General features: G+C 72.9%; 14 protein-coding genes. 7 read left to right on the forward strand and 7 right to left on the reverse strand.

The genetic code is table 11. The annotated features are described in order from the left end of the window. Window positions 1–59 precede the first annotated feature (59 nt). Entirely contained in the window at window positions 60–995 is a 936-nt protein-coding gene (locus B086_RS0132880) for an arylamine N-acetyltransferase family protein (RefSeq protein WP_018570688.1), read from the forward strand. A 234-nt stretch (window positions 996–1,229) separates the two neighbouring features. Then, entirely contained in the window at window positions 1,230–2,876 is a 1,647-nt protein-coding gene (locus B086_RS0132885) for a M4 family metallopeptidase (RefSeq protein ID WP_018570689.1), read from the forward strand. A 78-nt stretch (window positions 2,877–2,954) separates the two neighbouring features. On the opposite strand, the gene B086_RS0132890 is transcribed toward B086_RS0132885, so the two are convergent. From B086_RS0132890 to B086_RS0132900, 3 genes are all read right to left on the reverse strand, one after another. Then, window positions 2,955–3,359, reverse strand: coding sequence for a PIN domain nuclease (locus B086_RS0132890; protein WP_018570690.1), 405 nt, complete (start codon window positions 3,357–3,359; stop codon window positions 2,955–2,957). Next, complete coding sequence (locus B086_RS41410; protein ID WP_018570691.1) at window positions 3,356–3,628, reverse strand: type II toxin-antitoxin system VapB family antitoxin; 273 nt, start codon at window positions 3,626–3,628, stop codon at window positions 3,356–3,358. Before B086_RS41410 ends, B086_RS0132890 begins: the two co-directional genes overlap by 4 nt. A gap of 356 nt (window positions 3,629–3,984) precedes the next feature. Further along, window positions 3,985–4,581: an NADPH-dependent FMN reductase gene (locus B086_RS0132900; protein ID WP_018570692.1), complete on the reverse strand. Its 597-nt coding sequence runs from the start codon at window positions 4,579–4,581 to the stop codon at window positions 3,985–3,987. 334 nt (window positions 4,582–4,915) lie between these two features. On the opposite strand from B086_RS0132900, the gene B086_RS0132905 reads away from it, so the two are divergent. Both B086_RS0132905 and B086_RS0132910 read left to right on the forward strand, forming a co-directional pair. Then, window positions 4,916–5,485: a hypothetical protein gene (locus B086_RS0132905; protein WP_018570693.1), complete on the forward strand. Its 570-nt coding sequence runs from the start codon at window positions 4,916–4,918 to the stop codon at window positions 5,483–5,485. A 138-nt stretch (window positions 5,486–5,623) separates the two neighbouring features. After that, complete coding sequence (locus B086_RS0132910; protein WP_018570694.1) at window positions 5,624–6,244, forward strand: class F sortase; 621 nt, start codon at window positions 5,624–5,626, stop codon at window positions 6,242–6,244. A gap of 25 nt (window positions 6,245–6,269) precedes the next feature. On the opposite strand, the gene B086_RS0132915 is transcribed toward B086_RS0132910, so the two are convergent. Beyond that, window positions 6,270–7,052 carry a sulfite exporter TauE/SafE family protein gene (locus tag B086_RS0132915; RefSeq protein ID WP_026253007.1) on the reverse strand — a complete coding sequence of 261 codons (783 nt, stop codon included), beginning with the start codon at window positions 7,050–7,052 and terminating at the stop codon, window positions 6,270–6,272. A 361-nt stretch (window positions 7,053–7,413) separates the two neighbouring features. On the opposite strand from B086_RS0132915, the gene B086_RS0132920 reads away from it, so the two are divergent. Together B086_RS0132920 and B086_RS0132925 are read left to right on the forward strand one after the other, a co-directional pair. Next, window positions 7,414–7,995 carry a TetR/AcrR family transcriptional regulator gene (locus B086_RS0132920; RefSeq protein ID WP_026253008.1) on the forward strand — a complete coding sequence of 194 codons (582 nt, stop codon included), beginning with the start codon at window positions 7,414–7,416 and terminating at the stop codon, window positions 7,993–7,995. A 113-nt stretch (window positions 7,996–8,108) separates the two neighbouring features. Continuing rightward, window positions 8,109–8,894 (forward strand): SDR family NAD(P)-dependent oxidoreductase, encoded by a 786-nt coding sequence (locus B086_RS0132925; protein WP_018570697.1) that lies wholly within the window; start codon window positions 8,109–8,111, stop codon window positions 8,892–8,894. A gap of 27 nt (window positions 8,895–8,921) precedes the next feature. Here B086_RS0132925 and B086_RS0132930 read toward each other — a convergent pair whose 3' ends face one another. From B086_RS0132930 to B086_RS0132940, 3 genes are all read right to left on the reverse strand, one after another. Then, window positions 8,922–9,755, reverse strand: a complete 834-nt coding sequence (locus B086_RS0132930; RefSeq protein ID WP_018570698.1) for a carbohydrate ABC transporter permease — start codon at window positions 9,753–9,755, stop codon at window positions 8,922–8,924. Then, window positions 9,748–10,650 carry a carbohydrate ABC transporter permease gene (locus B086_RS0132935; RefSeq protein ID WP_026253009.1) on the reverse strand — a complete coding sequence of 301 codons (903 nt, stop codon included), beginning with the start codon at window positions 10,648–10,650 and terminating at the stop codon, window positions 9,748–9,750. Before B086_RS0132935 ends, B086_RS0132930 begins: the two co-directional genes overlap by 8 nt. A gap of 89 nt (window positions 10,651–10,739) precedes the next feature. Beyond that, window positions 10,740–12,002 carry an ABC transporter substrate-binding protein gene (locus B086_RS0132940; RefSeq protein WP_018570700.1) on the reverse strand — a complete coding sequence of 421 codons (1,263 nt, stop codon included), beginning with the start codon at window positions 12,000–12,002 and terminating at the stop codon, window positions 10,740–10,742. A gap of 299 nt (window positions 12,003–12,301) precedes the next feature. Between B086_RS0132940 and B086_RS0132945 the strand changes: the two genes are divergently transcribed. Next, window positions 12,302–13,090: a PepSY domain-containing protein gene (locus B086_RS0132945; RefSeq protein WP_018570701.1), complete on the forward strand. Its 789-nt coding sequence runs from the start codon at window positions 12,302–12,304 to the stop codon at window positions 13,088–13,090. Window positions 13,091–13,188: the final 98 nt, after the last annotated feature.

A 13,188-nucleotide genomic window follows, 5' to 3' on the forward strand; every position in this document is an offset into this window, starting at 1 on the left:
AGACCGGTCGGGACCGGGGGTCCGGGCGTGGGCGGGGCGCCTCGGCGTAGGTTCGGGGCATGTCCCACGCCGAGACCAGCGACACCTCCGAGCCCAGCGAGCCCAGCGAGACCGACAAGAGCAGCGGGACCGACAAGACGAGCGAGACCGACGCCGCTGCGGCGGCCGCCGCGGGCGAGCCGTTCGACCTCGGCGCGTATCTCGCGCGCATCGGCCTGCGGGGCGAGCGGCGCGCCGGGCTCGCGACGCTGTGCGAGGTGCACCTGGCGCACGCCCTGTCGGTCCCGTTCGAGAATCTGGACGCGCTGGCGGGCCGGGCGCCCTCGCTGGCGCCCGCCGATCTGGTGGCCAAGATGGTGCGCGGTCGGCGCGGGGGTTACTGCTACGAGCAGAACACGCTGCTCGCGCTGGCCCTGCGGGCACTCGGCTTCGAGGTGTCCGGGCTGGCGGGGCGCGTGGTGCTGGGCGCGGAGGACCCGGAGAGCCGGCCGCGTACGCACATGATGCTGCGGGTGGTCGTGCCGGGCGAGGCGCGGCCGTATCTGGCGGACGTGGGCTTCGGGGCGACCGGCGCGCTGCTGGAGCCGGTGCCGCTGGCCGTGGGGCCCGAGTCCGCGGGGGCCGGGCGGCGCCACCGGCTCGTACGGCTGCCGCACGGCGGCCCGCTGGAGCTGTGGGCGCTCCAGGCGTACGACCCCGGGGCGGCGGACTGGACCGCCCAGTACGCCTTCACGCAGGAGCGGTTCGTCGCCAGCGACTTCGAGGTGGCCAACTGGTACGTCGCCACCCATCCGCGCTCGCCCTTCACCCGCCGCGCCTACCTCCAGCGGACCACCGCCGGGCGTCATGTCTGCCTGGACGGCGCCCGGTTCACCGAGACCCTCGCCGACGGCACGGTGACCGAACGGACGCTCACCGACGAGGCGGAGGCGCGGCGCGTGGCCGACGGGGAGTTCGGCATCGCCGTGCCCGAGGGGCTGCGGCTGCTCGGCTGATTCCCTCCGGGGAGTCCGGGGAGTCCGGGGAGTCCGGGGAGTCCGGGGAGTCCGGGGAGTCCGGGGAGTCCGGGGAGTCCGGGGGGGAGGGGGCCGGGGAAGTCGGGCGCGGGACCTCGCGCCACATCCGACCGTGCGGGCGCTATGGACATGACATGTCATGCCCACTTAAATCTCAGTCACCGTCAGCGCCACCCCCACGCGCCCCGAGGGCGCCCGCGCTCAAGGAGACCGATGAGCAGTCGGACACGGCACACCCGAGGTTCCCGCCTGGCCGCGGCCGCAGGGGCCGCCACCGCCGCCACCCTGCTGGCCGCCGTACTCTCCCCCGCCGCGCACGCGGACCCCAGACCCGACCGGACCACCGCCGTCCACAACGCCGCCTCGGCGCTCGCGGGCCACGCCCGTGCCCTGGGACTCACCGCCGCCGAGCACACCGCCGTGCGGGACGTGATCGTCGACAAGGACGGCACGCAGCACGTCCGCTACGACCGCACCTACGACCGACTGCCCGTGCTGGGCGGCGACTTCGTGGTCCACCTGGCCCCGGACGGGGCGTACCGGGGCGCGGACCGCGCCACCCGCGGCACGATCGCCCTGGCGACCACCACCCCGGCGCTCGCCGCCCCCAAGGCCGCCGATCTGGCCGAGCGCGCCCTGCGCGGCGCGCACGCCGGGACCCGGTTCCAGCAGGTCAAGGCCCGGCCCAGCCTGGTCGTCGACGCCCTGCACGGCAGCCCCCGGCTGGCCTGGCGCACGGTCGCCGCCGGTCTGGACTCGCTCGGCAACCCGGCCGCCCGCACCGTCCTGACCGACGCGCGCACCGGGGCGCAGATCGACGCCTGGGACAGCATCGAGACGGCGACGGGCGACGGCAAGTCCCTCTACAGCGGGACGGTCGCGCTGGAGACGACCCAGTCCGGTTCGTCGTACCAGCTCAAGGACCCGACGCGGGGCAACACGTACACCGGTGACGCGGAGAACAAGACCGACCTGTGCATCTTCGGCATCTGCTTCCAGCGGGCGCCCGCGACCCTGTTCACGGACGCCGACAACCACTGGGGCACGGGCGCGACGGCGGACCGGGCCTCGGCGGCGGTGGACGCCCAGTACGGCACGAACGAGACCTGGGACTACTACAAGAACGTCCACGGCCGCACCGGCATAGCGGGCGACGGCAAGGGCTCGTACAACCGCGTCCACTACGGCACCAACTACAACAACGCCTTCTGGGACGACAGTTGCTTCTGCATGACGTACGGCGACGGTGACGGCACGACCTTCGGTCCGCTGGTCGCCCTCGACGTCGCCGGGCACGAGATGTCGCACGGCGTGACGTCCAAGACGGCGGCGCTGACGTACTCGGGCGAGTCCGGCGGGCTCAACGAGGCCACCTCCGACATCCTCGGCACCCTGGTCGAGTGGTACGCGGCCAACCCCGCCGACCCCGGCGACTACCTGATCGGCGAGGAGATCGTCCGCTCCGGCTTCGGCGGCACCGCCCTGCGCTACATGGACAAGCCCTCCAGGGACGGCAACTCGGCCGACTGCTGGAGCAGTTCGGTGGGCAACCTCGACGTCCACTACTCCTCGGGCGTCGCCAACCACTTCGCCTACCTGCTCGCCGAGGGCAGCGGCGCCAAGACCGTCAACGGCGTCTCCTACAACTCCCCCACCTGCAACAGCTCCACGGTCACCGGCATCGGCCACGACAAGCTCGGCAAGATCTGGTACCGCGCCCTCACGGTCTACATGACCTCCTCCACCAACTACGCGGCCGCCCGCACCGCCACCCTCAACGCCGCCAAGGACCTCTACGGTTCCGGCAGCGCGGAGTACAACGCGGTGGCGGCGGCCTGGAGCGCGGTGAGCGTGAACTGACGCCCGCCCCCACCGCTCACAGCGGCCGCCCGGACCACACGTCCGGGCGGCCGTGCGGTACGAGCGTTCCGCGTACGCTCATTCCACGATGCGGCGCACCGGTTGCCCCGTCACCCGGGCGATGGTCTCGAAGTCCGAGTCCTCGTGCAGCACGGTCAGCTTGTGCTGCTGAGCGGTGACAGCGACCAGAAGGTCGACGGGGCTCGCGCACTGGTGCCATCCCCGATCGGCGAGAGCCTGCTGCAGTGCGGCGGTCGCCTCCCAGGCGGAATCCCGCATCGGACAGTACGGAAAGGTCTCTTGGAGCAGCGCGTCCGCGTCGTAGTACGCGGGCCTGCCGCCGACCGCGCGCAGGAACTCCTGGCGCACGGGCTCGCACAGTTCGACCAGGCCGGAGCAGACGAGCTGGTCCCACTCCTCGCCGGTCTGGCCGCGATAGAACCGGATCAGCGCACTCGTGTCGATGAGGAAGGTCTCGCTCACGCCGCGTGATGCCCCAGACCCGGGGAGGATTCGTCCGGGTTCTCGCCGGGCCCGGCGGGCGACGGGTGCGCCGGCTCCTCGATCAGCGAGAGGTCGATCTCGCCCTCGGCGACCATCCGCCGCATGCGCTCGACGGCCGCCGCTCTCCGCCGCCGGTCCGCGATCTCCCTGAGCGCGGCGTTGACCGTCTCCTTCTTCGTGGTCGTGCCCAGGAGACGGGCCGCCTCAGCGAGGGCCTCGTCGTCAAGATCGATCACGGTCCGGCTCATACCGCCTCCCGAGTGCCGTATATACGTTTTGGAAAAATGATATCAGCCGGGGCCGCGGTGGGCGGCCCGGCGCCTCCGAGGCAGCCGCCCCCCGGTGCGCACGAGGGCTCGCCCCGCCCCCCTAGGGCCTGTCGTCAAATTCCCGCCTGCCCCGCGACGCCATGCACGCTCCCCCAAGCTCTTCGAGCAGGGGGGACCCCCACTCGCCGCACCGGGCCCAGACCCGAGTACGTCCAGTACGCGGGTCAGGACCCGGCACTCCCCCAAGCTCTTCGAGCAGGGGGGACCCCCAGAGCACGCACCTGACGCCGCGAGGCCCGCCCTCCGGGCGGACGACGGGAATTTGACGACAGGCCCTAACTCCCGTACGGCCGCCGCTCCCTCGCCTCGCGCAGGGCGTGGCCCCACCAGGTCAGCTGGTCGAGCATGGCCTTGGCGGCGGCGTCGGGGGCGGTCGGGTCCTTGGGGTGGCCGGTGTCGTCGAAGGAGGCGCCGGCGTTGTGGAAGGAGACGGTGTCGCGGACGGTGACCGCGTGGAGTTCGGCGAAGATCTGCCGCAGGTGCTCGACGGCGCGCAGGCCGCCGGCGAGGCCGCCGTAGGAGGCGAGGGCGACCGGCTTGGCCTGCCATTCGGTGAAGTGCCAGTCGATGAGGTTCTTGAGGCCGGCCGGGACGGAGTGGTTGTACTCGGGGGTCAGCACGACGAACGCGTCCGCGCCCGCGAGTTTCGGCGTGATCTCCGCGAGCGCGGCCCGCGCCTCGGGGCCGGGGTCGAGGCTGGTCGGGAGCGCGGCGGTGTCGGCCACGTCCACGACCTCGACGGCGAGGCCGGCGTGTGCGCGCAGATGGGTGAGGAGCCAGTCGGCGACCACGGGTCCGAAGCGGCCGTGCCGGTTGCTGCCGAGGACGAGGGTGACCTTCAGGGGCGCGCCGGGCGCGGTGGTGGTGTCCATGCGGCACAGCCTGGTAGCTCAACCAAGGTTGAGGTCAAGCGGCGGCCCGGCGCCCGGTCCACACCCCCCGGTCACCCGTTCACCCCCGCACCGGGCGCCCTTCGGGAAATTTCCGACACACCGTCAGGGGCATAGCCCTTGACCTGCGGAAACGTCGCACCTTCCGTTGCCCGACCCGGGCGCGGCGGCACCCGTTCACCGTATTTCTGACGGTCCCTCAGGAAGCGCGGGGACGGCTGTGCCACTTACCTCGGAAGGGCAGGGACGCGACGACGGCGGCACATGCGGGTGCCGCGGCCGTGTCCCGACCGCTGAGCAGCTCTAAGGAGCATCGATGCGACGTACCGCACGTCTGCCGGCCGGGGCCGTGACCGGGGCCGCGCTCGCCGTCGCCGCCGTGAGCGGCCTCGCCGCGCCCGCGTACGGCGCGGACACCGCTCCCGTGGCCACGCGTCCCCTCGGCTCGGCCGCGAGCGGCCTGGAGGTGTCCCCCACCTCGGTGGTGCCGGGCGGGCAGGTCACCGTGAACACCACGGCGTGCGGCGGGAAGACCTCCGCCGCGGGCGACGCCAGTGCGGTCGGCGCGGGTCCCTTCACCCTGGCGCCGAGCGAGCGGGACGACGCGATCGGGCGCTTCCGGGTGCCGGAGAGCGCGCAGCCGGGGACGTACGAGATCGTCGCGGAGTGCGCCGAGGGCGGCCGGGAGATCAAGGGCGACCTGGTCGTCACCCTGACGGCGGCACAGGGGCAGCAGGTGCAGCCCCGCGGAAGTGTGAAGACGGGGGTCGGCGGCGCTCTGGGCCACGACCCCGTGCAGACCGCGGCCGGCGTGGCGGCTCTCGCCGTCGCCGCCGCGGGCGGTACCTGGCTCCTGCATCGCCGGGCGAGAGGCGACGGGATCTGACGGACACCCTCCGCTGTCCGTCGGCCGGTACCGCACGTCCCCTCCCCCTCCGGGTGCGACGCCCCTCGCGGCCCGGAGGGGAAGGGGACACGACCGCAGGACCCGCCCCGACACGAGGAAATACGGAGAGGGGTACGCATGCGCAGGATCGGCGACTGTGCGATAGCCGCCGTCACCGTCGTCAGCCTCTGCTGCGGCGTGTGGCTGCTGCACGGTGAGGGCACCACGCACGCCCCGCCCCAGCCCGCCGCGGCCGAGGGCACCCCGGACCCGGGCGAGGAGCGGCTGAGCGCGCCCGCGCTGCCGCCCTCCCCGCCCACCCGGATCCGCATCCCCTCGATCCGGGTGGACGCCCCTCTGACGGGCCTGGGCCTGACCGCCTCCGGCAGCCTCGCCGTGCCGCCCGCCGCCGACAAGAACCTGGCCGGGTGGTACGAGGCCGGGACCACCCCCGGCGAGCGCGGCACCGCGATCGTGGCCGGCCATGTCGACAACACCCAGGGCCCCGCCGTCTTCTACGACCTCGGCGCGCTGAAGAAGGGCAGCGTGATCGAGGTGGACCGCCGCGACGGCGGTGTCGCGGTGTTCACCGTGGACGCGATCGAGGTGTACGCGGCGAAGGACTTCCCCGACCAGAAGGTGTACGGCGCCGCCACCCGCCCCGAGCTGCGGGTGATCACCTGCGGCGGCGGCTACTCCCGGGCCACCGGCTACCAGGGCAACGTGGTCGTCTTCGCCCATCTGACGGGCGGCCGCTGACTCCGCGGGCAGGCGGTCCGCCGCGCTACGCCACCCACTGCTCGTAGGCGAGGTTCACCACCAGCGCGCACACCACCGTCAGCAGCACGACGCGGACGAAGCCGCTGCCCTTCTTCAGCGCGGTGCGGGCGCCCAGCATGCCGCCCGCCAGGTTGAACACCGCCATGAGCGCCGCCAGTTCCCACAGCACCGAGCCCTGCCAGGCGAAGGTCGCCAGGGCACCGGCGTTGGTGCAGCAGTTGACGATCTTGGCGGTGGCGGAGGCGGTCACCAGGTCCAGGTGCAGGACGGCGGTCAGCGCCAGCACCAGGAACGTACCGGTGCCGGGGCCGATGAAGCCGTCGTAGAAGCCGATGCCGAGGCCCGCAAGGCCGATCGCCGCCAGGATCTGCCGCCGGGTGGCCGGGCCGGGCGCCGGGGCGGTGCCGAAGGCGGGCCGCAGGATCACGAAGGCCCCCACCGCGAGCAGCACCACCATGATCAGCGGCTTGAGCACATCGGTGCTCATCCCGGCCGCGAAGAAGGCACCGGCGCAGGACCCGGCGAGCGCCGCGAGTCCGATGCGCACCGCCGTACGCACGTCCACGGGTGCCCGGCGGGCGTAGGTGACCGCCGCGCCGGTCGTCCCGACGATCGCGACCGCCTTGTTGGTGCCCAGCGCGGACGCGGCCGGTGTGGATCCCGGCAGCCCCAGCAGCAGCACCGGCAACAGCAGCAGCCCGCCCCCGCCGACCACGGCGTCGATCCACCCCGCCGCGAGCGCGGCGAGACACAGCAGGGCGACCACGGTCAGCGATATGTCGGGCATGATCACGACCCTAGGGCCTGTCGTCAAATTCCCGTCGTCCGCCCGGAGGGCGGGCCTCGCGGCGTCAGGTGCGTGCTCTGGGGGTCCCCCCTGCTCGAAGAGCTCGGGGGAGTGCCGGGNCCTGACCCGCGTACTGGACGTACTCGGGTCCGGGCCCGGTGCGGCGAGTGGGGGTCCCCCCTGCTCGAAGAGCTTGGGGGAGCGTGCATGGCGTCGCGGGGCAGGCGGGAATTTGACGACAGGCCCTAGGCAAGGGCGGGTGCATGATCCATGCATCTGAGCGACTTCTGAGGTCCGTCCCCCTCGCCCCGACCGGCCGTTTACTTGACCGTACGTTTCAGAAAGGGCTAGCCTCCCCTCCGTGGCCAGGACCAAGGAATTCGATCCGGACGCCGCGTTGCAGTCGGCCCTGGAGCTGTTCTGGCGGCGCGGCTACGAGGCGACGTCGATGGCGGACCTCGTGGCGCACCTCGGCATCGGGCGCGCCAGTCTGTACGCGACGTTCGGCAGCAAGCACGAGCTGTACCTGAAGGCGTTCGACCGGTACTGCGAGAACAGCGACGCGGTGCTGCTGCGGGAGCTGTCCCGGCCGGGGCCCGCGCTGCCCGCGGTGCGGGCGGTGATCCGGCGGTTCGCCGCCGAGGCCACCTCGGAGCAGCGGGAGTGCGGCTGCTTCGTGACGAACACGGCGGCCGAACTGGCGCCGCACGACCCCGAGGCGGCCCGCCGCGTCGAGCAGCGCTGGGACTACCTGGAGACGCTGCTGGGCTCGGCGCTGACCCGGGCACGGGCCCAGGGCGAGCTGGACGCCGAGCGCGATCCGCGCGCCCTGGCCCGGATGCTGCTGGTGCTGATGCAGGGCATGCGGGTGGTGGGCAAGGCCACCCGCGACCCGGCCCGGGTCCGCGACGCGACCGAACAGGCCCTGGCCCTGCTCGGCTGACGACCCGCCGCCCCGCCGCCCCCTCGCGCGCGGGGGGCGTTTTCTCCGGCCTTCATACTGAACCGTTCGGTCAAATAAAGACGCACCCACCAGAGCTGTCCAAAGGGGAGATCATGACCACGCAGAGCACCCGGCCCGCCGGACGCTTCGACGGCCGGACCGTGCTGGTCACCGGCGCGGGCTCGGGCATCGGCCGCGCGACGGCCCGCGCGTTCGCCGCCGAGGGCGCCCGGGTCGTCGTCGCCGGACGCCGTCCGGAGCCGCTGGCCGAGACGGTCGCGCTGATCGAGGAGGCGGGCGGCACGGCGCTCGCGGTGGCCGCGGACGTCTCCCGCGCCGCCGACGCCGAGGCGCTGGTCCGGGCCGCCGTGGACCGCTTCGGCTCGCTCGACGTCGCCGTCAACAACGCGGGCGTCTTCCGGGGCGGCACCCCCCTGGCCGACCTGCCCGAGGACGACTGGCACACCCAGCTCGCCGTCAACGTCACCGGCGTCCACCTGGCCCTCCAGGCGCAGATCCGCCGGATGCGGACCCAGCCGTCCGGCGGCGCGATCGTCAACGTGTCCTCCACCTTCGGCCCGCACACGGCCTCGCCGGGCGCCGCCGCCTACTCCGCGACCAAGGCGGCCGTGACCGCGCTCAGCCGGGGCGCCGCCCTGGACCACATCGGCGACGGCGTCCGCGTCAACGTGGTCAGCCCCGGCGCGACCGCCACCGGGATGTCGCTGCGCCCCGGCGAGACGGAGGCGGGCCGTGCCGACCGGGCCCGCGCCACTCTCCCCCTCGGCCGGGTCTCCGCCACCGAGGAGGTCGCCGCCGCCATCCTCTACCTGGCCTCCGACGACGCGGCCTCGCTCGTCGGCACCGATCTGGTCGTGGACAGCGGCGGCTCGCTGTGACGGTGACTCCGTGGCCGGTGCCGCCGGTCAGTCGATCCCGGAGCGCTCCACTCCCGCCACGATCCACCGCTGGAAGCACAGGAACACCACGAGCAGCGGCAGGATCGAGACGGCGGCGGCCACGAACAGCTCGTGCAGCCGCACCACTTGGGCGGTGGTGAAGGAGGACAGGGCGACCTGGACCGTCCAGGCGCTCTGGTCCTGGCCGATGACCAGCGGCCACAGGAAGGAGTTCCAGGCACCGAGGAAGACGATCGTGCCGACGGCCGCGAACACCGGCCGGGCGTTCGGCACGACGATCAGCCAGTACGTGCGCCAGTAGCCGAGCCCGTCGACCTGCGCGGCGTCCTCCAGCTCGCGCGGGAAGCCCAGGAAATACTGCCGGAAGACGAAACAGGCGAAGGCGGAGAACAGGGTGGGGACGATCAGTCCGCGCAGGGTGGAGATCCAGCCCAGCGACGACACCAGCACGAAGCTGGGCACGAAGGTGACGGCCGCCGGGACCATGAGGGTGCCCAGGACGGCGTAGAAGACCTTGTTCGCGTGCCGGTAGGGGATGCGGGCCAGGCCGTAGCCCGCGAGGGAGGCGAGGACCAGGGTGCCGAGCGTGGTGGCGACCGCGATCAGCGCGGAGTTCAGCAGCGAGCGCGCGAACGGCACGGAGGTGTCGTCGAACAGCTCGCGGACGTTGCCCCAGCGCAGTTCGGAGGGGAAGAACGTCCAGTCGGGCGAGGTGATGTCCTGCTCGCTGGACAGGCCGTTGCGCACCAGCAGGTAGAAGGGGACCAGGAAGAGCAGAGCGAGCGCGATCAGCAGCACGAGGCGCAGCGCCCGCCCGGCCCGGACCAGGGCGTCATCCATCGGCATCCGTCCTTCCCAGTCCGAACCAGCGGGCCTGGCCCACCGTGACGACCGCGATGATCAGGGCGAGGATCACCGCGCCCGCGCTGCCCGTGCCGAGGTTCTGCCCCTGGCCGAGGGCGGTGTAGTAGAGGTAGACGAGCGGTGGGCGGGCGTAGGGCGGGTAACCGCGGGCGTCGGAGAGCAGGTTGTAGAACTCGTCGAAGGACTGGAAGGCGTTGACGACGAGCAGCAGCACCACCGCGACGGAGGTGGCGCGCAGTTGGGGCAGCGTGATGTGGCGCAGCACCTGCGGGCCGGGGCGGGCGCCGTCCACGGCGGCGGCCTCGTAGAGCACCGGGTCGATCCGCTGGAGCCCGGCCAGGAAGAGGATCATGTAGAAGCCCGCCTGGAGCCACAGCCGTACGGTGACGATGACCAGCCAGTACCAGGGCGGGTGGGTGGTGGACAGCCAGGCCACCGGCTCGGCGCCGAAGGCGTCCAGGACGGTGTTGGCCAGGCCGAACCGCACCCCGTTGAAGATCGACATCTTCCAGATCAGCGCGGCCACGACATAGCTGCACGCGGCCGGCAGGAAGAACACCGACCGGAAGAACGCCCGTGCCCGGCGCACCCGGTTGACCATGAGGGCGAGCGCCAGGGACAGGACGTAGGTGGCCGGGACGATGAACGCGGTGAACAGCAGGAAGGTGCGCAGGCTGCCGGTGAAGGCGTCGTCCGACAGCACCGCGGTGTAGTTGCCGAGGCCGACGAAGCGGGTGGGCGTGACGGTGTTGTGCGCGTCGAAGAAGCTGAGGCCGACGCTCCACAGCAGCGGGACGTAGGTGAATAGGGCGAGCCCGGCGGCGAAGGGCCCGACGAACACCCAGAACCACAGGGTGCGCCGCCGGGTCAGGCTGCGGCGGGCCGCCGCCGTGCGGTCGCCCGGTGCGCGGCCGCCGTCCGGCCGGGGGCCCGTGGCGGGCCCGGCCACCGTACGGCTGCTCACGGCTTCCTGTTCCGTACGCGGTCGAGTTCGGCCGTCACCTTCCGCAGCACCGACCGCAGTTCGGCGTCCGGGTCGGCGCCGTCCTTGATGATCCGGCTCAGCGCGTCCTGGTAGACGGTGCGGGCGGCCGGGGTCCACAGCAGGGGCTCGGCGTGGCCGTGGTCGGTGGTGAGGCGGACCGCCTCGGCGGCGGCGCCCGTGCGCAGCTTGGCGGCCTTCTTCGCGAGCGAGATCCGGGCCGGGATGTGGAAGCCGTAGGAGAGCGCGAAGTCCTCCTGGTCGTCGGTGCGTTCGACCCACAGCCACTTCACGTACGCCTCGGCGGCCTCCCGGTTGCGGCCGCGGGCGCTGACGGCGGCGGCGTACGCCCCGACCGGCACGGCGGGCCGTCCGGCCGGGCCGTCCTTCGGGAACGGCAGCACGCCGAAGTCGTCGCCGAGTTCCTTCTGCACCTGGGGCAGCGCCCAGAGCCCGGACCACTGCATGGCGGTCAGGCCCTGGAGGAAGGCGGACGGGTCGGACCAGTCGGCGGGGGCGCCGAGCAGCAGCGACCTGTCGGCGTAGAGCCGGTGGATCTTGGCGAGGGCGCGGGCGGCGGCCGGGTCGTCGAAGCCGGGCCTGCCGTCGTCGGTGACGAGCTGAAGTCCGGCCGCGTACAGGGGGGTTCCGCCGAGGACGCCCGCGCCGCCGTCGTTGCCGAGGAAGAGGCCCTTGGTCTTCCTGGTGGTGAGCTTCTTCGCGGCGTCGACGAGCGCGTCGAGGGTGCCGGGCGGTTCGAGACCGGCGTCCTTCAGCAGGCTCTTGCGGTAGTAGAGCATCTGCATGTCGACGACCTGCGGGACGCCCCAGATCTTCCCGTCGTACTTCTTGGGGGCGAGCACCGCCGGGTTGAAGTCGTCCTCGACCCCGGCGAGCAGGGCGGTGAGGTCGGCGACCTGGCCGCCCTGGATCTGGTCCAGGGTGGGCCCGTCGACCTCGAAGACGTCGGGACCGGAGTCGGTCAGCAGGGCGGCGGCGGTCTGCCGGTCGTAGTCGCCCGGCCGCCACTGCACGGTGACGCGCGCCTTCTCGTACGCGGCGGCGTACCGCTTGACCGCCTGCTCGGTGCCCGGTTCGCCGTACTGGTGGTACCACTGCGACAGCGCGGGTCCCGAGCCGCCGCCCCCGTCCCCGCGCCCGGTGTTGCCGCCGCAGGCGGTCAGCAGTCCGCCGCCCGCGACGGCCCCGGCGGCGAGCAGTGCTCTGCGGCTGATGGTCATCTGCGCCCCCTGGCGTTCGTGTCCCCGCACCTGTGCCCGGTGCCGTATGCCCTGCCACGCGGCCGCACACCCGCCGCGCACGGCCCAACGATCAACCATGCGCCGCGATTACGACAGGAGCGTTGCAGCGGTGTGTACGCGTCAAGAGGACCGTTTCGGCCAGCCCCGGCCGCGCGGCGCGCACCCGCCCGGCGCACCCGCACGGCGTGCACGGCCGGGCCGGTGACGGGCGGGGCCATTGGGGTGGATTCGGCGGCGGGTCGGTGTCATGTTCCGATGCGGGGGTTACTGACAGTGCTATGACCACTGCGCTTCGTATCCCGCCCCTCCGCACGATCGTCGCGATCTGCGCTCTGGGCGGTTCCGCCCTGCTGATGACCGCCTGTTCGACCACGACCGGGTCGCAGGCCGAGGCGGCCGAGGCCGCTCCCACGACCGCCTCGCCGACCGACACCGCCTCGCCCTCGCCCACCGCCTCGCTGACCAAGGACCAGATGCAGCGCCGGGACCTGGTCTCCAAGACCAAGGTGAGCTGGGACAAGGCCGCCGGCACCGCCGTGAAGGAGGTGTCCGGGGGCAAGCTCATGGGGATCGAGCTGAAGGCCGCCTCGCAGGAGAACTCCGCGTCGCCGGGCACCGCCAGCCCCGGGACGGCCAGTCCCGGCACGGCGAGCCCGGGTACGGCGAGCCCCGGCACCGCGAGCCCGTCCTCGCCCGCCCCGGCCCCCTCCCCCGGCTCCCCCGAGTGGCAGGCGAAGGTCGCCGCCGCCGACGGCACGGTCCACATGGTCGACGTCGACGCGGCCGACGGGAAGGTCTTCCGCAACCAGGCCCAGCCCGGCCAGAGCGCCGACGACCGCCGCAAGGTGGCCGACCGGCTGCGCAAGGCCACGCAGAGCCCCGCCCAGGCCGTGAAGGCCGCCACCGACAAGAAGAAGGGCACCGTCACCGGCGCCATGCTCGACGAGAGCGACGGCAAGCTCGTCTGGGCCGTCGACGTCGTCGACACGAAGGACTGGAAGAAGACGACGTACGACGTCGACGCGGCCAGCGGCAAGATCGCGCGCGAGCACACCGACCAGGACTGAGCACCCGCCGGCCGTGCGGAGCCGGACACGGGAAGGGCGGCGTCCCCGCACAGGACGCCGCCCCTTCTCTGTTCCCTGACTTCGTTCCTGTGTTTCGT

Source organism: Streptomyces sp. PsTaAH-124 (assembly GCF_000373685.1).
GTDB classification, from domain to species: domain Bacteria; phylum Actinomycetota; class Actinomycetes; order Streptomycetales; family Streptomycetaceae; genus Streptomyces; species Streptomyces andamanensis.

Coding starts and splice junctions, on each gene's coding strand:
- B086_RS0132880 (WP_018570688.1), top strand. CDS start 60: ATGTCCCACGCCGAGACCAGCGACACCTCCGAGCCCAGCGAGCCCAGC.
- B086_RS0132885 (WP_018570689.1), top strand. CDS start 1,230: ATGAGCAGTCGGACACGGCACACCCGAGGTTCCCGCCTGGCCGCGGCC.
- B086_RS41410 (WP_018570691.1), bottom strand. CDS start 3,628: ATGAGCCGGACCGTGATCGATCTTGACGACGAGGCCCTCGCTGAGGCG.
- B086_RS0132900 (WP_018570692.1), bottom strand. CDS start 4,581: ATGGACACCACCACCGCGCCCGGCGCGCCCCTGAAGGTCACCCTCGTC.
- B086_RS0132905 (WP_018570693.1), top strand. CDS start 4,916: ATGCGACGTACCGCACGTCTGCCGGCCGGGGCCGTGACCGGGGCCGCG.
- B086_RS0132910 (WP_018570694.1), top strand. CDS start 5,624: ATGCGCAGGATCGGCGACTGTGCGATAGCCGCCGTCACCGTCGTCAGC.
- B086_RS0132915 (WP_026253007.1), bottom strand. CDS start 7,052: ATGCCCGACATATCGCTGACCGTGGTCGCCCTGCTGTGTCTCGCCGCG.
- B086_RS0132925 (WP_018570697.1), top strand. CDS start 8,109: ATGACCACGCAGAGCACCCGGCCCGCCGGACGCTTCGACGGCCGGACC.
- B086_RS0132930 (WP_018570698.1), bottom strand. CDS start 9,755: ATGGATGACGCCCTGGTCCGGGCCGGGCGGGCGCTGCGCCTCGTGCTG.
- B086_RS0132940 (WP_018570700.1), bottom strand. CDS start 12,002: ATGACCATCAGCCGCAGAGCACTGCTCGCCGCCGGGGCCGTCGCGGGC.
- B086_RS0132945 (WP_018570701.1), top strand. CDS start 12,302: ATGACCACTGCGCTTCGTATCCCGCCCCTCCGCACGATCGTCGCGATC.